The organism is Corynebacterium yonathiae (genome assembly GCF_027570195.1).
In the GTDB taxonomy this organism is placed as follows: Bacteria; Actinomycetota; Actinomycetes; order Mycobacteriales; family Mycobacteriaceae; genus Corynebacterium; species Corynebacterium yonathiae.
The window spans coordinates 38191-62838 of record NZ_JAKMUZ010000009.1; the positions used below are offsets into that span (position 1 = coordinate 38191).

Below are 24648 nucleotides of genomic sequence, written 5' to 3' on the forward strand. Positions count from 1 at the left end.
GCTCTATTCGGGCGAAAAGGCACTAAATAAAATCACGCGCCGCTCCATCAGCACTAGGTTGATGGGGGAGCGCGCTAGGCTAAGTTTTCGTGGACGAGAGCACCGAAACCATTGAAGTACGCGAAGCCGGTGGAACCGCGCGCCTGGGCAAGGCGGTGACGGTGGCTGGCATCATCGCCGTCGCGCTACTGGTAATCGGTGGGGTGCTCATTTATTCGGCGCTGCAGGAACAAGCCGGTACGCGCTTGCATGCCGTCTACCTCATTGCCGCGCTCATGCCCTTAGGTGGGGCGCTGTGCGCGATGCTGGCGGTGGTAGCCTCCGCGCGGCGCCGAGCTCGTGCGCTGCTGCGCATCGGCGAGGATATTTCCCTGCCCTTCCAGCGGACCAGCTTTCCGGCCGCTGAGCTAGAGCGCATGCAGTTCTATTCGCTCGAGCCGGGCCAAAATTTCCTGGCCCTGATTCCGCGTGGGGTACGCGTTTCCACCTTGGACGAAGCGCAGCAGTATTCGGTGCGACTGCCGGAACAGGCGAACCTGGGACCGCGGGAACTTGAGGAAAAACTCCGGGAACGGTTCCCCGAGGTCCCCATTGACCACCTAGGCCACGTAAGGGCCGAGGGCTAGCTCGGGGTTCCGGCCACGCGTTCCGGATCGAGCTGCCAACCCTGCGCGAGCAGCTGCATATTCTGGATTACCTCCTCGTGCGAGCTGGACTGCAAAGAAACCATCAGCTCATCAGCCTTAGCGTGCTCTTGGAAGGTATCGAGGTAGTTTGCCACCTCATCGGCGGTGCCCACGGCAGAGTACTTCAGCATATCTAGGATCTGCTGGCCCTGGTAAGAGCCGATGATCTGCTCTACCTGCTCATCAGTGAGATGCTTGCCGCGGCCGGCGAAGGCCTTAACGCGGTTGAAACATACGCGCTCGTATTCCTCCTGTGCCTTTTGGGTGGTCTCGGCGGCGGTGACGTTGACGCCGGCGATGAGATATGGCTCGCTGAAGCGCTCGGAAGGCTGGAAGTGCTCGCGGTAGTAGGCGGTAGCTTGCTCGAGGTGCTGCGGGGCAAAGTGAGAAGCAAAGGCATAAGGTAGGCCGAGCTTGGCGGCTAGCGAAGCGCCGAACATGGACGAGCCCAAAATATAGATCGGTACGTTGGTATTGGCACCTGGAACGGCGCTGACCCCCGGGATATAAGACTTGCCCTCGAGATAGGAGTTGAGCTCTTTGACATCTTCGGGGAAGCGTTCGGCAGAGTGGGCGTCGCGGCGCAGGGCGCGGCCCAGGGTATTCATATCTGTGCCGGGTGCGCGGCCTACGCCCAAGTCGATGCGCTTGGGATACATCTCCTCCAAAGTGCCGAATTGCTCGGCGATGACATAAGGGGAGTGGTTGGGCAGCATCACTCCGCCGGAGCCTAATCGAATGTGCTCGGTCTTCGCACCAATGTGGGCGATGAGCACGGCCGGAGAAGAAGACATGATGGACTTCATATTGTGGTGCTCGGTGTACCACATGCGAGAATAGCCCAGCTTTTCTGCTTCCTGTGCCAACTGCACGGAGCGGGCGATGGATTGTGCTGGGGTCTCGCCTTCATAAATGGTGCAAAAGTCCAAGACGGAAAGATGAGCGCGTTCGGTCACGGGGAGCCTTCCTTTTGCTTTCGGTAAATCCTGTCTAAGTTCTCTTCTTCCAACGGTACGCGCCGCCTGACTATTCCGGGCGGGTCTTACCGCATCGCGGCCGGGCGCTGTTGACATAAAGAAATCCCCTCGCCTCGGCACCGCGGTGAGGTGCGGAGAGGGAGGGGAAGGTAGGAATGAGAGACTAAGCCTCAACGAGGGCATCGGCCTCCGCGGGCTCTGCCGCCGATGGGTTGGCGGCCTCGTGCTTCTCGCCGGCCTTGGTAGCGATATCAACAACGAGGCCGATGACTGCGGCGATGGCGGTGGGAACGATCCAGCCCAAGTCTACGGATTGGCCGGGCGCCAGGCTCAAGAAAGGATCGAGTGCGTCGGTGCCCCAGCCTTGGGCGGAAATGACGGATAGTGCCGACCACAGCACCGAGACCCACAGTGCCAAGCGGTAGGTCCAATAAAAGACCACGGACTTTTTCACCACTGGCTGGATCAGGGTGAGGACGATAAGGGAAATGGCCGGTGGGTACAGGAAGGTAATGAAGGGAACCGCGATGGACAGCACTGTATCTAGACCCTGGAAGGCGAAGAGGATGGACAGCGCGGTAAAGAGGCAGGCCCAGACGTGGTACTTCACCTTAGGTACAAGCATCTCGAAGAAGGCAGAGGTGGAGGTGATGAGACCCACCGCGGTAGTCATGCAGGCCAGAATGACGATGGCGGAGAAGACGACCTGGCCGATGGTGCCCATGGTGAGATTTGCGGCGTCGGCAAGCAGCGGCGCTCCTGACTCATAGGACTGGCCATTAGGAATGGTTTGGCCTACCCATGCCAAGCCGAGGTAGATGGCGGCCAGTAGGCCGCCGGCAACCAGCGCGGCGGTAATGGTGCCGTTAATCAGGGACTTCTTGGTCTGAAAGCCCTTGGAGCGCAAAGAGCCGACAATCACGATAGAAAAGGCCAGACCCGCGATGGCATCCATGGTGTTATAGCCCTCAAAAAGGCCGGTGACCATGGGGGAAGAAGTATAGTCTGCAGTAGGGGTCTGCGGATCGCGGGGATTGTTGAAGGCTGCCAGGGCGATGAGGAACACCAACAACGCCACCAAAGCCGGGGTGAGGAACTTACCCAAGGTATCGATAATGGAATTTGGTTTCCAAGACAGCGCTAGGGCGATAAGGAAAAAGACCACATTGAAGATGCCATTGGCCATGGTTCCCTCCCAGCCCAATAGTGGGGTGATGGCGGTTTCCATGGAAACGGCGCCGGTGCGCGGCAGGGCGTAGAAGGCGCCGATGGCAAGGTAGGCCATTACAGAAAAGACGAGGCCGAAAAACGCGCCGCCGTTGGAACTTAGATCGCGCACGGAGCGGCCGGAAATGGAGACGGCAACAATGGCTAGGACTGGAAGGAGCACGCCGGCGGCCAGGAAGCCGAGGACGGCGGGCCAAAAATTGGTGCCGGCCGAAACGCCCACCATGGGCGGGAAGATGAGGTTGCCGGCGCCGAAGAACATCGAAAACAGCATCAACGACGCAATTACGATGGTGGCGCCGGGCTTAGAGGTGCTTGACGCAACTGGGGTAGCCATTGTGGCTCCTTAATTTTCCATGTACAGCTAAAATGCGAGGTGCTTTCCCATTCCGCCGAGGGGTGGTGGCGGAACGGGGTGCGCCTTCGCGGTTCGAGGTGGCGGGTCACGCCTGTTCGTGTAATGAGACATTACCGCCCACATGGTGAGAAATCAAAGTGTGGGGGTGACGCAGGCTACATGGTGGCTCCAGCTGATGGGGCTTAATCGAGAGCCGCAAAGGCGCGCTCCATGCGGTCGATTGCCTCCTCCAAAATCTCGCGTGAGGTAGAGAAATTCAACCGCGCATGGCCCGGACCGCCGGTGCCAAAGGTATCGCCCTCATTGAGCGCGACCTTCGCATTCTCCCGCAACCACTTGGCTGGCTGCGGATTGCCGCCGATGGCGGTATCGGAAAAATCCAACCACAGCAGGTAGGTGGCCTCTGGTTTGCTGGTCTTTAAGCCCGGGATGCGCTGAGGTAGCTCCTCCACCAACCAATCGCGGGTCTGGCGCAGGTAGGCTATCTCTTCATCGAGGAAGTCGCCGCACTCGCGGTAGGCGGTCTCGGCAGCCAGCACGCCTAGCGTGCCCGTGCCGTCCTTGGCCACGCCTGTCAGGCCATTCCACGTGTGTACATCGGCCGTGTTGGAAAAGATCATCTGCGCGCACTTCAGACCGGCTGTATTAAAAGCCTTAGAAGTAGCGGTTACCGTAATGGTGCGCTCTGCAGCCGCCGCGCTAAGCGACGCCACCGGGATATGCCGTCCCTCATAAACCAGTGGGGCATGGATTTCATCGGCCAGGATGCGCGCATCATATTTTTCTGCCAGTTCTACCAGGCCGGTGAGGTAGTCCTCGTCCAAGACGCGGCCGAGCGGGTTATAGGGGTTGGCTAGCAAAATAGAGCCAGCGCCCTGTTGGAAGGCGCGCTCAATATCCTCGAGCTCCAGGCTGGTTTCGATCTTTTCGCGGCCAGCGGTGCGCGGCAGCTCTAACAGCGGTGGGTAGGAAGGCACTGGCACGATGACCGGAGAGTCTTCGCGGGTAAAGTACTGCACGCTAAGCAACAGGCCGCGCACCACATCGCCGATCCAGAAAATATGATCCGAGTTGGGGCGCCAGCCATAGCGCGTGTCATAAAAATCAGCCACAGCCTCGCGCAGCCCCGAGGCCTTGGGGGCTGGGGTATAGCCAAAGGTTTCCTTGTCCACCAAGTCCTCCAGCGCCTTTTTTATGGCGGGCGCAGTGGGGAAGTCTGATTCCGCAATCCAGAGCGGCAACACATCTTCTTCGAAGACGGTCCACTTGCGGGTTCCGCGGGCTTGCAACTCTTCTAAGCTAGGAAACTCCATGGACATAACCATAACGCGAAGCCCGCGGTCACCCTAGTGCTGTTATGCGCTTTTATTCATCTTCCTTTTCGGACCAGTTGGATTCCTCTGGGTCTTCCACGTCCTCGGCCTCGTCGGAGACATGGCTGGAGACAAAGCCATACTTTTTCAACCGGCGGCGGTCCGCCGCTGAGGTGGACTGGGTGAGCTTGAGCAGTTCAGCATAAATGCCGCCGGACTGCGCCAGCTCGGCTGGCGAGCCCATCTCATCGATGCGGCCGCGGTCCAAGGTGATGATGGTATCGACGTCCGCAATGGTGGACAGGCGGTGGGCAATAATCAGCGTGGTGCGGTCCTTCATCAGCTCATCCAAACCGGCCTGCACGGCACGCTCGGACTTGGTATCTAGCGCCGAGGTGGCCTCATCCAGTACCAGGATGGGGGCGTCTTTAAGCATGGCGCGCGCCACGGAAACGCGCTGCTTCTGCCCACCAGAGAGCTTCAGGCCGCGCTCACCAATGACGGTGTCATAACCATCGGGGAAAGCCTGGATGAAGTCATGGGCGTTGGCCCGCTTAGCGACGTCTACGATTTCCTCCTCCGTCGCCCCCGGCTTGCCATAAGCAATGTTCTCGCGAATGGTGCCGGAGAAAAGATAAGACTCCTGGAAGACCACGCCCACCGAGGCGCGCAGGCGCGAGGCAGTGAGATCGTCTACCCGGTGGCCTAGCACATCGAGGTGCCCCGCTGAGGGGTGGTATAGGCCCAAAAGCAGGTTCACCAAGGTTGACTTGCCGCCGCCGGACTCGCCCACGAGCGCTACCTTATGGCCCTCTGCGGCCGCAAAGGAAATATCCTCCACCACGGGTTTTTCCTCCTCATAGGCGAATGAGACGTGGTCAAAGGAGAAGACCGGCGCGCCGGGCGTGGGCTCAAGCGGGCGTACCGGGGTGAGATCGAGCTGCGGCGTGTGGGATCCCGTAGTAGCTGCCACCAGTTCGCGCGGGGCGGTGGGCTCGAGTTCTTCTTCCATGACCTGGAAGTAGTCCTTGGACCCAGCGATGGCGCGTTGGGCGGTATCGACAATCCAGCTCATCATAAAGACTGGCTGCTTCGCACTGGAGACCATCTGCAGCAGCATGACCATATCGCCCAAGGAAAAATGCCCCTCAAGGGTGCGCCAGAAGATCACGCCGTAGATACCTAGGAAGATAAACGCCATGGCCAGGCCGCGGAAGGTATCCATCATGTGCCACCAGCGGGACTGCGGCTTAGTGGTATCCACCACGGCGCGGTAGCGCGTTGCAAAGTGGAAGAGCTCGCGGGTTTCGCTCACGAAGGACTTGGCCACCTTGACCTGGCCGATTACCTCCGCAAAGCGACCATTGGCCACGTCGATATTCTCGTTTTTGACAGCCTCAAACTTCTGCCAGCGCTTCGAGGTCAGCGCGGTAAGCCACATATATACGGGGAAGAGCAGTGCCAGTAGGATGGCCAGTGGCCAGTAGAACCACGCGGTAATGGCTAGTACCGCGAGGGTCTGAATGATCATCGTGAAGAAGTTATTGGCAAAGGACTGGACGAACTGCGTGATATTGGCAATCGAACGATCTAGCCGGGCAATGATCGTGCCGGTGACCTGATTATCGTAATAGCCTTGGGGGAGGGCAAGCAGCTTGGCAAAGTAACGCGTGGACAAAATCTCGCGCAGGCGTGAGACCATGACATCGCCGATATAGCCGCCGATATTGCGGAATAGGGCATTGGCGGCGTCGGCAAGAAAAAGCGCCACTGCCAATAACAACACCGTGCGCAGTGCATTGCCCACTGGGGCGTCGTTCTGCAGGGCTTCGACGATGGTATCGGTAGCGTGGCGCGTCAAAAAGGGCGAGATCAGGGCAAGGATCGCGGTCACTGTGGCGGCCAGGAGCACGCCCAGATAATAGGGCCACAGGGCGGAGGCACTGCGGGTGATGCGCAAAATAGAATTCATAAAAAGACCACACTCAATTCGAAACGGCGGGTAGTGCGCGGAATTGGGGATAAGGGGGAGAGATTTAAACGATTGCCCAGTATGCCACATGCGGCGTTAACGAGCGTAAATGCTTAAGTTCAAGGAGGTTTAGGCTAAGGTACTTGTGCAGAAATACAACAATCTTCGCGTGCAAAGGATTCTTCCACGGTGAAAATTTCCCACACACTCGGCGCGGGCGTAGTCAGCGTACTCGCCGTGACTCTGACCGGATGTAGCGTTCTCCAGCCGGAAGAGACAGGGCTGGGGGACAATATCACCGTCTCCAGCTTCGAAGAGGCCCCGTATGAGGCCAAAGACACCGACGACAAAGAAGTCACCTCCAACCTGGCCGAGCCTGTAGAGGATAAGGGCTTAGGCGTGAGCTGGGAGCTACAGGGTGTGTATACCGATAGCAATTCCGGCGGCACCGTAGTGACCATCTTGCTCAAGAATGAAAACGACGTGCCTCTGCCTGTCGACGCCTTTGAGGAGCCCACCCTAGAACGCGCCGACGGCAACGGCGGCTGGGCCAAGATCAAATCCTTGCCCTATGACGAACAATCTGCCCCAGGCGTAGCGCCCCCAGGACTCGATCACCCGTTGGGCGCGGGCGCATCTGTCAACCTGCAGTATCGCTATGACGTCACGCCTGGCAACCTGTGGAATGCACGCCTACATATAGGCAACGTGACCTGGGTAGGAGACCTTAATCTATGACGGAACTTGTAGTCTTGGCCTCTGCCGCGGGGGAACCCATCGGCACCGCTTCCAAGGCCGAAGTTCATACCACCGATACCCCGCTGCACTTTGCCTTTTCCGCTTGGCTAACCTGCGGCAATAAGGTACTGGTCACTCGCCGCGCGCTGAGCAAACAAACCTGGCCTGGCGTGTGGACCAATGCCTTTTGCGGCCATCCCGCCCCCGGTGAGGAGACCGTGGATGCGGTGCTGCGCCGCGCCTCCTTTGAGCTCGGCATCGCGCCCGCTGATCTATCCGCACCGCGGCTTATCCTGCCGGACTTTTCCTATCGCGCGGTGGATTCCTCCGGCACGGTAGAAAATGAAATTTGTCCGGTCTATACCGTCGAGCTTGCCCCCGATGCGCAATGGGAGCCCAATCCCGACGAAGTAGATTCCTACCAGTGGGTTGAACCGGCACGGCTTTTTGCCGCCGCCGATGCCATGCCCGGAGTCTTTAGCCCGTGGATGATTGATGAGTTAGCGGACGAAAAGCTGCGCGCCGCGCTATAGCTTCAACTTCGGCGCCTGCTACAGCTCAAGTTCGTCGTCGGTATAGAAGGCCGCGGCTACATAATCCAAGGTGGCATAGGCTAGGCGGCGCTCTCCCGTATCGAGGTCAAATTCCAGCACCTGGTGGTCATCGCCGTAGCATGGGAACCCAGCCTCGCCGGTGGTGGCATAGTGGCGCAGCCATTCATTGAGCTCGCCAGCGGGCGCGTTGGCGGCCGCCTCATTGTCGGTGCCACCAAAAATCGGGTCTAGCTCGTCACAGTGCACTGCGGGCGCATCGGTGCGGGTAAATTCCATCATCCACGTGGGACCAGGAGCATCCTCGGCTACCTGGGCGGTCCATCGGCGCACGGCGGCATCACCGATGAGCCGGCCCATCGGCCGCTGCGGATCGACGTAGTGCGCCAGCTGCCGCCATTGCTTGAAACGATCGTGCGATATCCCAAACTTGGGCGAGAGGTAGCGAGTAATAAAGCCGGCCAGCGCCATTTTGTCTATGCGCTGGGCAGCGGGCATGTCATAGAACTCATCGCGGGTAGACGTCACCACGATGGGGATGTCCGCCAATTCTTCGGCACGTAGGGGTGCCGGTCCCAAGGCGACGTCAAAGCGATACTTTTTACGGAACTTGGCATACCCCTTGGCCAGCGATTCTGGATCCAGCTTCTCTAATGCCTGGCGCGTGACCGGCACGCCGAGGGCTCGGCGCAGGTCAGTGACGCGGTGCTCGAAGCGGTCGCGCGGGAATGCCGGTGACAGCGCCAGCACGCGGCGGAAACCGCCCCGGAAGTGATCGCGGCGTGCGAGCCACAAGCTTATTGCCGCCCCAGCGGATTGGCCTACCAAAGTGATATTGGTTTTATCGCCACCAAAGGCCTCGATATTGTGCTGCAGCCACTCCAAAGCTAAGAGGCAGTCATCGATGCCGCGGTAGCGGTCCGCCTCATCGCCGTCAAAGCGGGCGAAACCAGCCAACCCCACCCGATAACCCACGTTGACCTGGATTACACCGTGGCGGGCATTCTTCGTCCCCGAAAGCCGTGGATCCTCGTGTGACCCGTGCTCGTAGCGCCCGCCGTGAATATAGACCACCACAGGGCAGTCGTTGGCATCGGCAGGAGTGGTAATGGACAAAGCAATATCTTCTGGGTGCGGCTCGCGGGCGTCCTGATCGACGCTGCGATCATATGGCTCGGCAGGAGAGTAGGGGCTGGGGATGCTGCAATAGCGCACCGAATGGAAATAGTGCAGGCCATCGCGGCGCACGCCGGTGATCCGGCCGGAAGCGGTGGCGACGGTAACAGGAATCTGGGCGCTCGACATGTCAGCCAGACTACCGCGAGCAAGTAGGATAAGTAGCCATGGAGTGGTTGACGAGCTTGGGCAGCACGCTATCGCAATTGTTGGTACAGGCGCCCGTGTGGATTCAGATGGTCATCGTAGTCGCCATCGCCGTGCCGCTCATGGTGGTCGTAGCTTGGTGCCTAATGTGGATGGTCGACCGCGTAGCCAATCGCGCCGCCAGAGCGATTTCCCAGCGGCGCAGCCACAGCACTAAAGTAGACCACCATGGCTGAGGAATATAACGAGCGTGCACGGCAGGAGCGCGCCGAGCTGCGCGCCAACCCCCGTGAGGGCCTGTGGGATCCTGAAGCCAAGCGTAGCGCCCAATCTTCCACCCCAACAACCACGCCTGGCACCCATCCAGTAAGGCGCAAGCGCGCCCTGCCCAAATCCCGGGTCTCGCTCACATTGTGGACGATGATTGCGCTGGTTATCGTCGTCGCGCTGATCGGCCTGTGGACCTAAACCTGCTCCACCCCGCACCAGCGCCTAATCCCAGCGCTAGCCCTTCCGGCTGGTGGCCTCTAAGCGCTGGAAGAACTCCAGACTAGGAAGATCCTCAATGAGCAGGGGAGCGCCGTTGGTATCACACAGCGGCACGCACCAATTGGGATAAAGATCGTGCGTGGTACCCGGCTGATTCTGCGCATGGACATCACCCACCATGTCCACCAAGCTGGTGCAAGCGAGAGCCGAAGGTGTGCCCGCGATATAACGGTGCAGGGCCACGCTGATGTCTTCCTCCTCGCCGCGCAAGGAGCGCTCGGCAGGATCTACGAGGTAATCGCGCTGTGGCAATAGGCCTTGGCCTGCTACCGCACCCAAAACGCGGGCCTGCCACTCGATGTCATCGCGCTGCTCATCATCCACTGAGCGGGTCAGCACGCCTAAGCGCGCGCGAAGCGAAATATGATCACCGCGCAGGTAGGCCAAGGTGGGCGGCAGATCATGCGTATTGACTGAGGACAGCGCCAGCTGGCGGTATTTCTCCTGCGGCAGCGGGGAGTAGTCATCATCGTCGCGTTCAAACCACACGATGGAGGTGCCCAGCACCGCCTTCTGAGCGAGCACGTCTTGTACCCACGGCTCTACAGTGCCGAGGTCTTCACCAATGACCACGGCACCAGCGCGTTGCGCCTCCAAGGCCAAGATGCCCACCATGGCCTCAAAATCATAAGAGACATAGGTACCCGTTAGCGGGCTAGCCATGCGCGGGATCCAGTACAGGCGGAAAAGGCCCAGGATATGGTCGACGCGCACGCCCCCGGCATGGCGCAGCACGGTGGAAAGCATCTCGCGCCACGGACCGTAGCCCGCCGCCGCTAGACGCTGCGGGTGCCACGGCGGCTGTGACCAATCCTGGCCCTGCTGGTTATAGTCATCCGGCGGGGCACCCACCGAGCACTGCGGGGCTAGGTATTCGTCGAGGTTCACCGCATCGGCACCACTCGGGTGCACGCCCACCGCCAGGTCAGTGACCAGGCCTAGGCGCATGCCAGCATCGAGCGCACGCTCCTGCGCGGCGGCCAGCTGCTCATCGCACAGGAACTGCAGCCAGGAATAAAAGCGGGTGAGCTTTTCCATATCCAGGTCTTCGGCATGGCGCTGGCCCGATTGCGCCGCGGCGTCTTGTTGCGCGCACCAGGCTGCGAAATCGTGCAGGCCGCGACCCTCCTCGCGGGCGAAGCGTACGAAGGCCTCTTCGCGCTCCGGGGTGGGCTGGTAATTGAAGAGCTCACGCAGCACCTGCAGCTTGGCCTCAAAAATAGTGTCACGGTCAATCTCCTCAGCGCTGCGGTTGCGCTGGCGAAACTCTTCGGCCAGTTCGCGCACATCATCTTGTAAGTCTTCCGGCAACAGCTTGAGCTCCGGGATGGACTCGATGTGCAGGTACAACGGGTTGATAAAACGCCGCGTGGTGGGCAGGTACGGCGAATCCTCCACCGGCGGCAGCGGCTCGGCCGCATGTAGCGGATTGACCAGCAAGAAATCCGCGTGCGGGGCGAGTGTTTCAGCCAGTTGGCCTAGGTCCTGGAAATCGCCAATGCCCCACGAGGACTCTGAGCGCACCGAATAAAGCTGTGCCATCACGCCGCTAATCGGGTGCTCGACAAACTCATCGGCCGTGGTGAGGCGCGCCGGGGTAATAATCAGCGAGCAGGCATGCTTGCCGATGCCCTCTGACTCCAGCACCAGCTCGTGATAGCCCAGCGGCAGATCGCCAGGGATATGGAAGCTGGCCTCGCCCCATAGCGTGCCATCGACGTCTGCGTCTGGGGCGTCGTTGCGATCTTGGTAGACCTCGCGGGTGCCGCCTTCTTCCAACTCGATGTGTACGTTGGCGGCGTCGCCGGCATGTACATGGACAACGAACCCGCGCTCCTGACCCTGGGGTGCGACGACGCAGTGGGGAAGGGGCTGAGAGGAGCGGGTGAGGTAGTCGTCGTAAAGCAGCTGTGTTAACGCAGCATCGTCTGGGTGATCAGGGACGGCCACGCCCAAGGCTCGCAGGGCATAGGCAATAGTGTCTTCAGCAACGTGGACGGGGTAACCAGACTGGGAGGTATAGCTGGTGGCCACGCCGTGGCGCTGAGCGAGTTCTTCAAGCAAGTCGCGGGTAGTCACAGGCCACATTGTGCCACGGGGACAACGCGCCTGCTGGGAAACGGATTGGTACAGTAGGCGGAGATTAATTAAAAGCTGTTCGAAAGGACACCGCGTGACCCTGCAAGAAGTGCATACCCCGGCGCAATTTACTATCGAGCCGGGCGAAACCTGCCTGACCGCCCTGATGGACACTGCGAAGAAGCGTCCGCACGGCGTCATGTTTACCCGCCCAGCCAACTACGAGTGGGTCAATGTAACAGGCAAAGAATTCATCGATGAGGTCTTTGAAGTAGCCCAAGGGCTTATCGCCCTTGGCGTGCAGCAGGGGGACCGCGTCGCTCTCATCTCTGCCACCCGCTATGAATGGTCCCTTTTGGATTTTGCCATCTGGGCCGCGGGTGCTGCCTCCGTGCCGGTCTATCCATCTTCTTCTGCCTCCCAGGTGCGCTGGATTATTGAGGACTCCGGCGCAGTGCTGGCCATTACCGAAACCCGCGAGCACTCCGAGCTGGTAGAAAACCTGGTCTTGCAAGAAGACGGTGAGCCCAACCTCAAGGGCTCTCCTTCGCAGCTGCGCCGCGTGCTAGAAATCAACTCCTCGGCCATTGACACCTTGAAGTTTGAGGGCCGCGGCGTGGCCGCCGAGGAGGTCTACGCGCGCATCAAGGCCACTTCCACCGATGATCTGGCTTCCTTGGTCTATACCTCGGGTACCACCGGCCGTCCCAAAGGCTGCATCCTGACCCACCGCAATTGGCTGGCCCAGACCCGCGGCTTGTGCACCAATCCCATTGGTGTCTTTGCCGTCCCCGGCAGCCATACCTTGACCTTCCTGCCGCTGGCGCACGTCTTTGCCCGCGCGGTATCCATTGCGGTGGCCATGCGCGGTGCCTCCCAGAACCACTGGTCAGATTTTTCTACCATTTCCATGGAGTTCGCCCGTTCCCGCCCGAACGTCATTTTGGGCGTGCCACGCGTCTTTGAAAAGGTACGCAATTCCGCTGCTGAAAAAGCGGCCGATTCTGGCATCAAGGCCCTGCTGTTTGAGCAGTCCGAGAAGGTAGCCATCGAGTACTCCAAGGCTTTGGATAAGCCGGAGGGCCCAGACCGCCTGCTGAAGGCCAAGCACAAGGTCTTTGACAAGCTGGTGTATTCCACCATCCGCAAGGGCGTGGGTGGCAACGTCAACTACTGCATTACCGGCGGCTCCGCTATGGGCCATGACTTGCTGCACTGGTACCGCGGCATCGGTATCCCGGTTTATGAGGGCTATGGCCTCACCGAGGTCGCCGCTGCGGCTGCAGTGGACTTTGTGGACCAGTCCATCGGCACGGTCGGCCCGCCCATGGGTGGCGTGACCTTCCGCATTAACGATGAAGGCGAAATCTGCATCAAGGGCGATATCGTCTTCCACGGCTACTGGAATAACCCGGAGGCAACGGCTGAAGCCCTCGAGGATGGGTGGTACAACACCGGTGACTTGGGCGAGATTGATGAAGACGGCAAGCTCGTTATTACGGGCCGCAAGAAGGACCTGATTGTCACGGCCGGCGGCAAGAATGTTTCGCCTGGCCCGATGGAGGATATCCTGCGCGGGCACCCGCTTATCTCCCAAGCCATGGTGGTAGGCGATGGCAAGCCCTTCGTTGGCGTGCTGCTGACCCTGGATCCGGATATTTTGAAGCGCTGGAAGCTCGACCACAACATTCCGGAAAACCGCTCCATGCGTGAGCTGGCCACCGACCCCACCCTGCGCGCGGAGCTGCAGGATGCCATCAACCAAGTCAATGCCACCGTCTCCCACGCGGAGGGCATCAAGAAGTTCTACATCCTTGAATCCGACCTCACCGAGGAAGAAAATGAGTTAACCCCCACGATGAAGGTCAAGCGCAACGTGGTAGCGCAGCGTTATGCCGCGGCCATTGAGCATTTGTACAAGCGCTAATCTGCGCGGTGGGTACACCCGAGGAAATATCCTCGGGTGTTTCTTTTTGCCCTGCTTGGCGACGCCCCTTGTGCAGCTCACCCGTTCGCCATTGGCTTTGGATGAGCCAACCTGCCATAAACCTGTGAATGGCTTCGGAGTGTCGCGCGCCCGCGGCGGCGGATCTCGCATAGAGTCGTGAAGCGTTACAGCAAACCTCAACCTCTACTAGAGGTTAGAAATGAGACCGTGGAAGGGAGTGGCTCGAAGCCAATGCATAAAATCGCCGCCGAGCTGCGCCACCGCGAGCTTACGCAAGAGATTTATAATATCGGCGACGAAGTCGCAGAATATCTCGAGCACCTCATTGAAGCCATCGAGGATTGGGACGAAGAGCTGTGCATGGATTGCCTAGCCGAGCTAGGCGATATCGTTGAAGATGCCCGCGTTGATTCCGGCCGGTGCGTAGGAGAGCTGATGGGCCTGCGCCAAGCATTGGTTTCCGGCGTGCGCTCCGGCACCATTTCCGCTACTTCTTCCGGCGTTAACGACGTGGAAGAACCGGAACAACTTACCCCGCGCCTGCTAGATGAGCGATTCCCCATCTCCAAGCCCATTGTGGTTCACGAGCTGGCCGAGTCTTTGCGCTGCCGCACCCAGGCCGTAGCGGACTACCTGCGCGAGGTGGTTGAGTACGTGCTCGCGCAAACCGACGCCGTAGCCCGCAACCTCGACATGGTCTCCTTGCCGCATCTGTACAAGCGTACTGGCGAGTCTGCTCTCATCGCGGTGCAAGCGTGGAAGCACACGGTGCTCGATACCCATCCAGCCTATGTGCGCACCATGCGTGGGTATAACCCGCCACAGTTCTTGGAAGAACGCGCCCGGGTGGCAGCGGTGGTGGAAAAGGTTCGCGCCAAGCGTGAAGCGGCCCGCCGGGCTACAACTGCATAAACCAAAGGCTTCCTTGTTTTAGACAAGGGGATTTTCACGGCCACCGAGATTCCCTCTCTCGGTGGCCGTTGAAGTTTTCCGCGTTGGGTGCCCCAATTCGGGTAAGGATTTAGGGAAATTTTAGGTTAACAACCGTTCTATACGTTTATCGTTATGCCTGTTCAGCTAAATAAGGGGCGTATCCTGAAGTGTTGTTGCTGAGTCCACCTTAAAATTTAAGTAAAATTACTCTTAGTGCGCTGTAAGGTAATTTCCGTCCACGCGAACGCCGTGCCCTAGCACCCTCCACACACGGCGCGCGCAATTTCATTCTTCAACTACATCCACAGGGAGTAAATTCATGGGAGCACGTCGAACTTCTCGCCTCATTGCCAGCGCAGTGGCCGTAGCCACTTTCTCTTCCATTACCGTTGTCCCTAGCGCAGTCGCTGCCGAAGACACCACCTTCGTCGAGGAAAAGACCACCGACGATACCGTAAGCCTCAACGGCATCGAATTCGATGAGGACGGCAACCTGCTCGAGGAAAACAATGCCGGCGATAAGGCGATGGAAGAGCTCAACGCGGAGGAAGATGCCGCCGATTCCATCACCCCGTATGCCGTAGACGGTGCCGAGGAAACCGCCGAGGCTCCGGCCTCCGAGGAGTCTGCAAAGCCGACTTCCCTGGAAGAACTCGCACAGACGGAGGCCTCCAATGGCGACGTCAACGTCAAGGTGGTCAAGGATGAACAGAAGGACAAGCTCGTTTGTGAGGTGACTGATGCCCCTGACAAGCAGGGCAACATGCTCGACCTCAAGCTTGCCTTGGCCAAGGCTTTCTATGATGGTGGCGAAAAGATAATCAAGACCGTCTGGGAAATTATCCCGGTTGTCGGCGACCTGGTTCCGGCCGATTTCATCGACAAGATCTCCGGTAAGACTTGGGACGGTATTGCCAAGCTGGTCAAGGAAGGCGAGAAGGACAAGACTGTTACTTGGGATCTCTCCCGCGCCCAGGGCATGGCCATCGGACGCATCGATAACGCTGATGCCGATGTTGATATGAATAACCCGGATGCCGCTAAGAACACCGTTTCTGGACTGCTCAAGTTCGTAGACGGTACTTTTGGCAAGGGCGCCAAGCTCATCCTGAAGCTCTTTAATGCAGCCGTTACCATCGCGGGCTTGGTTCCAGGTGCGAGCGTCGCTGGCGACCTGAAGCTGAGCAAGGACCAGCAGAAGAGCATCGAAGAATCCCTGAACAACATCTCCACCGCAGCTTCCGATCTGGCGGCCGTCAACGCTCCGGCCGGCCAGCTGTGCTCCGACATGCTCAACGGCAAGAAGACCAAGGAGCAGCCTGCTGAGGTCAATCCTTCGGAGGAACCTTCCTCCGAGGACACCACTTCCGAAGCTCCGGCTTCCGAGGAAGCTACCTCTGAAGAGGCCACCCCTTCCGAGTCCGCGCAGGAAACCTCCACCGAAGAGTCCTCTGCTGAGGAAACTTCCACTGAAGAGCCGACTTTTGAGGAATCCGAAGAATCCGAGGAGCCAACCGCAGAGGAAACTACTCCTGAGGAGTCCACCGAGCCTACCTCTACCGAGGCCGCGGTTATTCCAGGAAAGAATGACTAGGACGGCGTAGACGGTAAGGATGGCCAGGATGGTCGTGACGGCCGCGATGGCCGTGATGGTAAGGACGCGGACCTATCTTCCGTAGCAGGCTTCTCCTTCCTGGCTGCATTCGTAGGTGGTGGCACGGTGCTGGGCATCCTGTCCACCATTGATTACCTCTACACCCACGGTATGCTGCCGAAGAGCAGCGTTTCATGGCGCATCAACCAGTAAGGCCTTTCTCTTAGGCCCCTAGCTGGAATCATCGGAGCCTCCCAGAGTCTGTGCTCGGGGAGGCTTCTTCGTTTTGCAGTCACAGTCGCGTCGCACCCCGCGAGAAAATTTCTCGCACCCTCCCTTCGCGCTCACCGGCGCAGCAGAATTTGTCGCGACAGTGCTCCCGGTGAGCGCGAAGGGCAGGGGAGGGGACCAGTCAGAGGTGGCGGTGGGTATAAACCGCGGACTTAAACGGAACGGGCGGCTTTCTGCCTGGCAGAAATGGTAGCGGTGAGGTCGGCAAGGAAACGGTCGGGGTGGTCGACGAGCTGCCGCGGGGTATAACAAAAGACGGTGAATCCCGCCTCTCGCAGGAGCTGGTGACGCTTGCGCTGGTGGCGCAGGGCCTTCGCCGGGACGATGTCGATGAGGTAGGCGTTATTGATACACAGAGCGGTGGTGATGCCGGGCAGGGCAGTGAACTGCGTCTTGAAGAAGATGGGCCACGGAAACTCAGCGTCGATGATGAGGGCGCGGGCGAGGGACTCATATGGCGAGCGGGAAAGCTCAGAGGCGTGGTGTATTACGGCGCGGATAATACGGCTATTGCGCACTCGGCCCATGCGGGAGAATTCTTCGGTGAGGTCTGCCTGGCTCACACCGGCGCGCAGCGCCGAGTCTGCGGCGATGAGGCCATCGCGGAAGCCGTGGTAGCGGGCGACGTCAATGACCGCGCGGGCCTTGGAAACGCAACGGATGCCGTCTACGAGGACAGGTTCAGGAAGGGAAGCTTTGCGGTAGATGCGCTCGGGGTGGCGGCGATTCTTGTGGGGAAGCGTATTGGTGGGAAGGGCCATTTCTATCTTTTCCTCGGCCGTGGCGATGACACACAGGCCATGCACTCGAGCAGCGGACTTGGAGATGAGCACTGCGGTGTAGGCGCTGCGGGCGGCAGCGATGGCGCGCAGGCGCAATTGGGAAGGAAAATCGAGGCCGTGGTAGTGATCACGCCGTACTGCGATGCGCGGTGCCAGTTTGAGGTAGGTGCCGTTTTTCAGGTCGGTCCAAAAGGTGGGGTGATTGGCGCGGATGGAGTTGATATTGGTCAGTGGTGTTGTCATGCCTCTAAGGAAAAGGCACGCTGCCGGCCGGTGCGAGCCAGTGGCGGCCGGGGCTGTGGATAACGAGGCGGCTAGATGAGCAAGTGGGCAATGTGGCAGGTGGGATAAGTATCGGCCGTAGTTGTCCACAGTCGGATAGATTGCACTTGCGCGCAGGCATGAAAAGCGAGGGCAGGAAAACAGAAAAGCCCGTGCCCGCCAAGATGAAGCGGGACACGGGCGGGAAAGCAGCAGAAACTAGACGGCTGGGGGAGGGGTGACCTTGTCTAGTTGCTCGGTAATCTGCGGCCACAGCTGGCCCATGATGTCATCCCAGGTGAGGATCCACACGGCATTGTCCTTATCGGCCTTGCCCACCATGACAAGCTGCTCGTTGCGGGCTCGCATATGATCCAAGGTCTTTTGCACGGTGGTGGAAGAAGATACGGATAGCGCGGGGCGGGAGAACTCGAGGACTGGGGTCTCTGGGTCTGCCAGCAAGGTATCGCGCACGTGGACGACGCGGGGAACGCGGGAGTCCTTGGGAAAGACCAGCACGCGCATGATGTTCTTGCGCACGACGAGGTCCTGGAGGTCGGCCACGGTGGCGTCGGAAGGCAGGGGCACTACCTCCGAGCCGTGAGCGCGAGCCATGGCGCCAACGGTGGAGTTTTCCAACTCGATGACATCGGAAATCTGGTTGGCGGACTCATCGTCTAAAGCGCCGGTTTCGCGGGAGTGCTCGACCAAGGTGCGCAGGGTCTCGGCATCATAGCCTGCCGCCCCGGCACGGTCGACGGGCTCTTCGCCAGCCATGGACACCATCTTATTGGCCATGCTGTTTATCCACTTCAGCAGCGGGCGGAAGATCCACACGAAGCCGCGTGCGGGAACGGCGATGACCTGTAGGGCGGTTTCCGGGTGGGTAATTGCCCAGGACTTCGGCGCCATTTCACCTAGCACAAGGTGAAGGAAGGTGACTACGAAGAGCGCGAGGAGGAAGCTGACGACGTCGGCAATGCCCAGCGGTAGTCCCGCGGCCTCCAGAGGCGCCATGAGCAGGTGATGTACCCACGGTTTGGTCACTGCGCCCAGCACGAAGGTGGCGGCGGTAATGCCCAACTGTGCGCCGGCGAGCATGATGGTCAGCTCGTTGAGCGAGCGCAGACCGGCACGCGCGGTGTGGGAGTTTTCCGCATCCTCTTCCAAGCGGTTGCGGCGAGCACCCATCAAGGAGAACTCGATAATCACAAAGAAGCCGGATGCAGCGATGATAAGCAGGGTAACGAGGAGGTTAAACCACCAAGATTCAGTCATTATGCGTCCTCCTTTTTATCCGCGTCATCATCGGAGCGGTCGGAATAATCCTCCACCAGCTCGATGGCAAGGACGGACGGCACGTGGCGGTCCACCTCTTGCACCCGCAGGCGGATGGAGCGAACGGGCGCCTCATCGTGGTCCACCCAGTCATCGGGCTCAGCCTCGAGCTGGATGGTGTGTTCCTCGCCTACCTCAGGCAGCGAACCAGAGTGGGCAATGACCAGGCCGGCGGCGGTCTCGAAGTCGCCCTCGGGCAGGTCGTGGCCGATGGCGCGCTCGATCTCATCAATCGGCGTATCGCCGTCGACCAACCAGTGGGAGTCATCCTGCTCGGTGATTTCCTCGGTTTCTTCGATATCGTGCTCATCGGTGACATCGCCCAAGATTTCCTCGGCCAAGTCCTCCATGGTCACGATGCCTACGAAGCCACCGTATTCATCGATAACACAGGCCATCTTTTGCTCGCTATCGCGCAGCTCCACCACCACATCTGGAAGCGGCATCAGTTCAGGGACCACCACGGGTTCCTGCATGATGCTGGTGGCCTTGGTGGCGGCGGGAAGGTCGCTTCCCAGGACGTCGATAAGATGCACCACGCCCACCGGGTTATGTTCGTCATCGATGACGGGGTAGCGGGTGTGGTCGGAAGACATCATCTCGCGGACCTCGCCGAGGGTGGTGTCTGGGTCAATGACGTCCACGCGGGAGCGCGGAATCATGGCATGCTCTACGTCGTGCTCAGGGAAGTCCAGCAGGCGGTCGAGCACCATATAAGTATTCTCATCCAAATCGCCGGCCTCATGGGAGGAATCCACGATGGACTCCAAGTCATCGGCGGTGGCGGAGGAGTCCACGTCTTCTACCGGTTCAATGCCAAAGACCTTGAGGATGGCATTGGAAGAATACTCAAAAAAGTGGATGAGCCAGCCGAAAAGGCGTAGGTAAATTTGCGTGGAAGCGGCCAGCCAGCGCGCCGTCTTCATGGGGGCAGCGATGGTGTAGTTCTTGGGGAAGAGCTCCGCGAAGAGCATCGTTGCAATCGTGGAGATGAACAGTGCCGCGATGGTGCCCACGGTGACAGATACCGCGGAGGGAACACCGACGCCGCCGAGCAGGGTACCTAGTCCCTGGCCTACGAGGGGTTCTGCTACATAGCCGATGAGCAGGCCGGTAATCGTAATACCAAGCTGTGCGCCGGAGAGCATGAACGAGGTCTGCTGGGTAATGGCCAACGCGCGTTGGGCTGTTTTATCCCCCTCAGCAGCCTGAGTCCGTAGCTGCGTGCGGTCCACGGACATAAAGGAAAATTCTTGGGCCACGAAGTATGCGTTCGCGACGATGATGAGGCCAATGACTACGAATCCGGCCAGTATCATCAAAATAGCCGATAACATGATTTACTCCCCACCGCCTAGAAGGTGGTAGGGACATCGACTCGGAGGTTCCACTGAGGATGCCTTTCTACTTGGGAAGATGCAAATATACTACATGCTTAACCCCGCTTTCGGCCATTTTGTTCCCGTCCTATTAGGGTTTTATCCATGACTGAACCCTTCGGGCTGTATATTCACGTTCCCTTCTGTGCCACTCGCTGTGGCTATTGCGATTTCAATACCTATACTCCAGGCGAGTTAGGCAGCCCGCGCGATCTCACCGGGCCCTATCTGGATGCTTTGGACCGCGAGTTGGAGTTGGCGGCCGCGCGGGTGGGGCGGCCGGCCGAGACTGTCTTTATCGGCGGCGGCACGCCTTCCTTGCTGGGAGGGCGGGGCCTTGCCCGCATCCTTAATACCGTCCGTTCCACCTTCGGCTTGGCGCCCGGGGCGGAGGTCACCACCGAATCCAACCCGGAGTCCACCTCACCGGAGTATTTTGCCCAGCTTGCCGACGCCGGCTACACCCGCATCAGCCTCGGCATGCAGTCCGCATCTCCCGGCGTCCTTCAGGTTCTAGAGCGTGCCCACACCCCCGGCCGCGCCTTCGATGCCGCTCGCGAGGCCCGGGCCGCTGACTTCGAGCACGTCAACCTAGACATGATTTATGGCACGCCCACCGAAACGGATGACAATGTGCGCGAAACGCTAGACCGCGTATTGGAGACCGGTGTGGACCACGTCAGCGCTTACTCGCTCATCGTGGAAGATGGCACCCGCATGGCCCGCAAAGTCAACAAAGGCATCTTGCCCGCGCCTGATGAGGACGTGCTGGCTCGGCGCTACGAGATGATTTCAACCACCCTCGAAGCGGAAGGTTTTGAGTGGTACGAGGTCTCCAATTGGTCTAAGCCCGGCGGCGAGTGCGAGCATAACCGCATCTACTGGGTAGACGGCAATTGGTGGGGCGCAGGCCCCGGCGCCCACTCGCACTTAGGCAACGAGCGTTTCTTTAACGTCAAGCACCCCTCGCGCTATATCGACGCCCTTGGCCGCGGCGAGCTGCCCATTAAGGAAACCGAAACCCTCACTGAGGCCGACCGCCACATGGAAAAGATCATGCTTGGCCTGCGCCTACGCGAAGGCATCCCGGAGACCTGGCTCGATGCCCACGCCGCTCCCGCCCTCGAGCGTTTCATCGGCCGCGGCCTGCTCGAGCGCGCCGGCGAACGCATACGTATAACCAAGCCCGGCCGCTTGCTGGCCGATGGCATCATCACCGATCTCCTCGTCGCGGAAGAAACCTAATCTTCGTCCCGTCTACACTCGAAAGCACGTGAAAGAGCCAAGCGAATAGGAGTGACAAAGTGTCTACCTCAACCGATGCTCGTCGCAAGGAAGTCCTGCGCGCCATCGTGGCGGACTATATTGCCTCCCAAGAACCGGTCGGTTCCAAAACGCTGCTGGAGCGCTACCAGTTGGGCGTATCCTCGGCCACTATCCGCAACGACATGGCAGTGCTGGAATCGCAGGGGCTAATCTCCCAGCAGCACGCCAGCTCCGGCCGCGTGCCCACCCAGCAGGGCTACCGCCACTTTGTTGACTCCCTCCATGAGGTCAAGCCGCTTTCAGCCCCGGAGCGCCGCGCGATGCTCAGTTTTTTGGAAGGCGGCGTGGACTTGGAGGACGTACTGCGTCGCTCGGTGCAGCTATTGGCGCAGGTGACAAAGCAGGCGGCCGTCGTCCAGCTGCCCAACCTCAAGGTCTCGCGTGTTAAGCACTGCGAGGTTGTGGCGCTGTCCTCGGTGCGCCTGCTGCTGGTGCTTATTACCGATAACGGCCGCGTGGACCAGCGCAACGTGGAGCTCGATGAAATTATTGACCAGGATCAGACCTTTCGCCTGCGCGACATCGTCAATAGTGCGCTAGTGGGCAAGACGCTTAGCGACGCCTCCGTGGAACTTGCCCACCTCGTCGATGACGCTCCCTTGGATATCCGCCACCATGTGCTCAAGGTGGCCACCACGCTCATCGAGACCCTAGTGGAGCAGCCTTCCGACCGGCTTATTATGGCCGGTGCTTCCAACCTGACACGCGTGGCCCGCGAGTTCCCGGAAGGTTTGCCCAAGATTATTGAGGCGTTGGAAGAACAAGTCGTCGTCCTCAAGCTGCTTGCCCGCGTGCCGGATCTAGGCAACGTCTCCGTTGTCATCGGCGAGGAAAACGAAGAAGACCAGTTGCGCCAAGCCTCCGTTGTGGCCACGGGCTATGGCCTCGGCACCGGCGATGAGGTGGCCACGCTCGGCGGCCTTGGCGTGGTGGGGCCTACCTTTATGGATTACTCGGGAACAATCTCTAAGGTCTCTGCTGTTGCACGGTATGTGAGCGAAATTTTGGCCGGCGAGCAGTGCGAGTAAACTAGCTGGCCGCGCATTATTTTTTCAAGTTAACCCCAACAAGACGATTTAGAAGGAATATCTCTTACAGTGGCTCGTGACTATTACGGCATCCTCGGTGTTGATAAAAACGCAACTGACCAGGAGATTAAGAAGGCCTACCGCAAAATGGCCCGCAAGTATCACCCGGATCTAAACCCGGATGATGAAACCGCGGCTGAAAAGTTCCGCGATGCCGCGCTGGCCCAGGAGGTCCTGCTGGATCCGCAAAAACGCCAGATTGTGGACATGGGCGGCGACCCCATGGAACAGGGCGGCGGTGGCGCCGGTGCCGGCGCGGGTGGTTTTGGCGGCTTCGGTGGCGGCGGCCTCGGCGATATCTTCGCCGAGTTCTTCGGCGGCGGTGCTGGTGGCTCCCGCGGCCCGAAGTCCCGCGTCCAGCCGGGCAATGATGCCCTGCTGCGCACCCGCATCACCTTGGAAGAGGCCTATACCGGCCTGAAGAAGAAGGTCACCGTGGATACCGCCGTGCTGTGTGATAGCTGCGGCGGCACCGGCTCTGAGTCCAAGTCCAAGCCGGTTACCTGCGATAATTGCAATGGCATGGGCGAAATCCAGGAGATGCAGCGCAGCTTCTTGGGCAACGTGATGACCACCCGCCCGTGCCCGAAGTGCCAGGGCTTTGGCGAGGTCATTACCGATCCATGCAATCACTGCGCTGGCGATGGCCGCGTGAAGAAGCGCCGCGATATTACCGTTAATATCCCGGCCGGCATCAATGACGGCATGCGCATCCGCATGGCGTCCCAGGGTGAGGTCGGCCACGGCGGCGGTCCGGCCGGTGACCTCTATGTTGAGGTCCATACGGAGGAACATCCCGTCTTCCAGCGCAATGCCGATGACTTGAACCTCACCGTCCGCGTGCCGATGATCGATGCCGCACTGGGCACCAACTTCACCATCGACCAGCTCAATGGCGAAGAGCTCACCATCGATATTGAGCCGGGCACCCAGCCGGGCGAATCCATCAAGGTGGACGGTGCCGGCATGCCGCGCTTGCGCACCGATGGCTATGGCAACCTCTTTGCCCACGTGGACGTCGTTGTGCCCAAGGACCTGGACCGCAAGACCCGCGAGTCCCTGGAGAAGATCCGCAACTCCCGCGACGAGGGCGCGCGCGTGCGCACCACCGGCGATGGACAGGAGGAATCCTTCTTCAGCCGCATCCGCGATAAGTTCCGCCGCTAATGTCGCTGCCCGTCTTCATCCACCCGGACCTTTCCACCGCGCGCACCGGCGAGGCCTTCAGCTTTTCCGGACCGGAGGCCCGCCACGCCGTGACGGTCAAGCGTATGGGGGAGGGCGAGCGCCTCGAGCTTATCGACGGCACCGGTATCCGCCTCACCCTCACCATCACCGCCGCCACGGGCAAGGACTCCCTGGAGGGAATGGTCGAGTCCATCGCCACCACGCCTGAGCCCATCCCGCGGGTGACCGTGGTACAGGCCATCCCGAAATCCGAGCGAGCCGAGCTCGCCGTGGATCTGGCCACCCAAGCCGGCGCCGATGAGATTATCGCCTGGCAGGCAGACCGCTGCGTGGCTAAATGGGACGGCAAGAAGGCACCCAAAGCGGTGGCCAAGTGGCAGGCGGCCGCAGATTCTGCGGCCAAGCAATCCCGCCGCGCCCGCATCCCGCAGGTGCGCGGCCCGCTGACCACCCCGCAGCTCGTCCAAGAACTCAGGCGCGACCGTGCCGCCGGTGATGCGGCGGCTGCACCCACCGTGCTCGTCCTGCATGAGGAAGCTACTGCTTCTATCAAAGACGTGCCGCTAGCAGATGATGTCGTGGTGTTTGTAGGCCCCGAAGGCGGCATCGGCGACGCTGAGCTCGATCGCCTCAAGGAGGCCGGCGCAACGCCTATCAAGCTCGGCCCGGAAGTGCTGCGCACAGCCAGCGCGGCAATGGTGGCGCTAGCGGCTATCGGCATGCGCACCCAGCGGTGGTAGCAGGCGC

21 protein-coding genes are annotated in these 24648 nt (G+C 60.0%); 12 read left to right on the plus strand and 9 right to left on the minus strand.

The window, feature by feature from the left end:
• Positions 1 to 89 precede the first annotated feature (89 nt).
• A complete protein-coding gene (locus L8V22_RS05825; RefSeq protein ID WP_238801448.1) occupies positions 90 to 626 on the plus strand; it encodes a hypothetical protein in 537 nt (178 codons plus the stop codon).
• On the opposite strand, the gene L8V22_RS05830 is transcribed toward L8V22_RS05825, so the two are convergent.
• From L8V22_RS05830 to L8V22_RS05845, 4 genes are all read right to left on the minus strand, one after another.
• Positions 623 to 1642: an LLM class flavin-dependent oxidoreductase gene (locus L8V22_RS05830; RefSeq protein ID WP_238801449.1), complete on the minus strand. Its 1020-nt coding sequence runs from the start codon at positions 1640 to 1642 to the stop codon at positions 623 to 625. The genes L8V22_RS05825 and L8V22_RS05830 overlap by 4 nt on opposite strands.
• A 184-nt stretch (positions 1643 to 1826) precedes the next feature.
• Positions 1827 to 3227 carry a branched-chain amino acid transport system II carrier protein gene (gene brnQ / locus L8V22_RS05835; RefSeq protein ID WP_238801450.1) on the minus strand — a complete coding sequence of 467 codons (1401 nt, stop codon included), beginning with the start codon at positions 3225 to 3227 and terminating at the stop codon, positions 1827 to 1829.
• A gap of 203 nt (positions 3228 to 3430) precedes the next feature.
• Positions 3431 to 4561 (minus strand): MalY/PatB family protein, encoded by a 1131-nt coding sequence (locus L8V22_RS05840; protein WP_238801451.1) that lies wholly within the window; start codon positions 4559 to 4561, stop codon positions 3431 to 3433.
• A gap of 52 nt (positions 4562 to 4613) precedes the next feature.
• Entirely contained in the window at positions 4614 to 6533 is a 1920-nt protein-coding gene (locus L8V22_RS05845; protein WP_238801452.1) for an ABC transporter ATP-binding protein, read from the minus strand.
• A gap of 189 nt (positions 6534 to 6722) precedes the next feature.
• Between L8V22_RS05845 and L8V22_RS05850 the strand changes: the two genes are divergently transcribed.
• Together L8V22_RS05850 and idi are read left to right on the plus strand one after the other, a co-directional pair.
• Entirely contained in the window at positions 6723 to 7271 is a 549-nt protein-coding gene (locus tag L8V22_RS05850; protein ID WP_238801453.1) for a hypothetical protein, read from the plus strand.
• A complete protein-coding gene (gene idi / locus L8V22_RS05855; protein WP_238801454.1) occupies positions 7268 to 7804 on the plus strand; it encodes an isopentenyl-diphosphate Delta-isomerase in 537 nt (178 codons plus the stop codon). Before L8V22_RS05850 ends, idi begins: the two co-directional genes overlap by 4 nt.
• 18 nt (positions 7805 to 7822) lie before the next feature.
• Here idi and L8V22_RS05860 read toward each other — a convergent pair whose 3' ends face one another.
• The gene (locus tag L8V22_RS05860; RefSeq protein ID WP_238801455.1) at positions 7823 to 9127 is read right to left on the minus strand and encodes a carboxylesterase family protein; all 1305 of its coding nucleotides are present in this window, start codon (positions 9125 to 9127) and stop codon (positions 7823 to 7825) included.
• Positions 9128 to 9165: 38 nt separating this feature from the next.
• Here L8V22_RS05860 and L8V22_RS05865 point away from each other — a divergent pair, with 38 nt between their 5' ends.
• Complete coding sequence (locus L8V22_RS05865) at positions 9166 to 9381, plus strand: hypothetical protein (protein WP_238801456.1); 216 nt, start codon at positions 9166 to 9168, stop codon at positions 9379 to 9381.
• Entirely contained in the window at positions 9374 to 9613 is a 240-nt protein-coding gene (locus L8V22_RS05870; protein WP_238801457.1) for a hypothetical protein, read from the plus strand. The genes L8V22_RS05865 and L8V22_RS05870 overlap by 8 nt, the downstream gene beginning before the upstream one ends.
• Before the next feature lie 36 nt (positions 9614 to 9649).
• Here L8V22_RS05870 and malQ read toward each other — a convergent pair whose 3' ends face one another.
• The gene (gene malQ / locus L8V22_RS05875; RefSeq protein WP_238801458.1) at positions 9650 to 11773 is read right to left on the minus strand and encodes a 4-alpha-glucanotransferase; all 2124 of its coding nucleotides are present in this window, start codon (positions 11771 to 11773) and stop codon (positions 9650 to 9652) included.
• A 94-nt stretch (positions 11774 to 11867) separates the two neighbouring features.
• Here malQ and L8V22_RS05880 point away from each other — a divergent pair, with 94 nt between their 5' ends.
• The 3 genes from L8V22_RS05880 to L8V22_RS05890 all read left to right on the plus strand — a co-directional run bounded on the left by L8V22_RS05880 (position 11868) and on the right by L8V22_RS05890 (position 16248).
• Positions 11868 to 13700, plus strand: a complete 1833-nt coding sequence (locus L8V22_RS05880) for an AMP-dependent synthetase/ligase (RefSeq protein WP_238801459.1) — start codon at positions 11868 to 11870, stop codon at positions 13698 to 13700.
• 252 nt (positions 13701 to 13952) lie between these two features.
• Entirely contained in the window at positions 13953 to 14633 is a 681-nt protein-coding gene (locus L8V22_RS05885; RefSeq protein WP_238801460.1) for a hypothetical protein, read from the plus strand.
• 340 nt (positions 14634 to 14973) lie between these two features.
• Positions 14974 to 16248 carry a hypothetical protein gene (locus tag L8V22_RS05890; RefSeq protein WP_238801461.1) on the plus strand — a complete coding sequence of 425 codons (1275 nt, stop codon included), beginning with the start codon at positions 14974 to 14976 and terminating at the stop codon, positions 16246 to 16248.
• Between the two features lie 443 nt (positions 16249 to 16691).
• On the opposite strand, the gene L8V22_RS05895 is transcribed toward L8V22_RS05890, so the two are convergent.
• The 3 genes from L8V22_RS05895 to L8V22_RS05905 form a co-directional block, all read right to left on the minus strand.
• A complete protein-coding gene (locus L8V22_RS05895) occupies positions 16692 to 17564 on the minus strand; it encodes a hypothetical protein (protein WP_238801462.1) in 873 nt (290 codons plus the stop codon).
• Positions 17565 to 17801: 237 nt separating this feature from the next.
• Positions 17802 to 18860: a CNNM domain-containing protein gene (locus tag L8V22_RS05900; protein ID WP_238801463.1), complete on the minus strand. Its 1059-nt coding sequence runs from the start codon at positions 18858 to 18860 to the stop codon at positions 17802 to 17804.
• On the minus strand, positions 18860 to 20257 hold the full coding sequence (locus tag L8V22_RS05905) for a hemolysin family protein (protein WP_238801464.1): 1398 nt from the start codon (positions 20255 to 20257) through the stop codon (positions 18860 to 18862). The genes L8V22_RS05900 and L8V22_RS05905 overlap by 1 nt, the downstream gene beginning before the upstream one ends.
• Before the next feature lie 147 nt (positions 20258 to 20404).
• On the opposite strand from L8V22_RS05905, the gene hemW reads away from it, so the two are divergent.
• The 4 genes from hemW to L8V22_RS05925 all read left to right on the plus strand — a co-directional run bounded on the left by hemW (position 20405) and on the right by L8V22_RS05925 (position 24641).
• A complete protein-coding gene (gene hemW / locus L8V22_RS05910) occupies positions 20405 to 21544 on the plus strand; it encodes a radical SAM family heme chaperone HemW (protein ID WP_238801465.1) in 1140 nt (379 codons plus the stop codon).
• Between the two features lie 59 nt (positions 21545 to 21603).
• A complete protein-coding gene (gene hrcA / locus L8V22_RS05915; RefSeq protein ID WP_238801466.1) occupies positions 21604 to 22653 on the plus strand; it encodes a heat-inducible transcriptional repressor HrcA in 1050 nt (349 codons plus the stop codon).
• Between the two features lie 69 nt (positions 22654 to 22722).
• Positions 22723 to 23880 carry a molecular chaperone DnaJ gene (gene dnaJ, locus L8V22_RS05920; RefSeq protein WP_238801467.1) on the plus strand — a complete coding sequence of 386 codons (1158 nt, stop codon included), beginning with the start codon at positions 22723 to 22725 and terminating at the stop codon, positions 23878 to 23880.
• Positions 23880 to 24641 carry a 16S rRNA (uracil(1498)-N(3))-methyltransferase gene (locus L8V22_RS05925; RefSeq protein ID WP_238801468.1) on the plus strand — a complete coding sequence of 254 codons (762 nt, stop codon included), beginning with the start codon at positions 23880 to 23882 and terminating at the stop codon, positions 24639 to 24641. Before dnaJ ends, L8V22_RS05925 begins: the two co-directional genes overlap by 1 nt.
• The last annotated feature ends 7 nt before the right edge of the window (positions 24642 to 24648 follow it).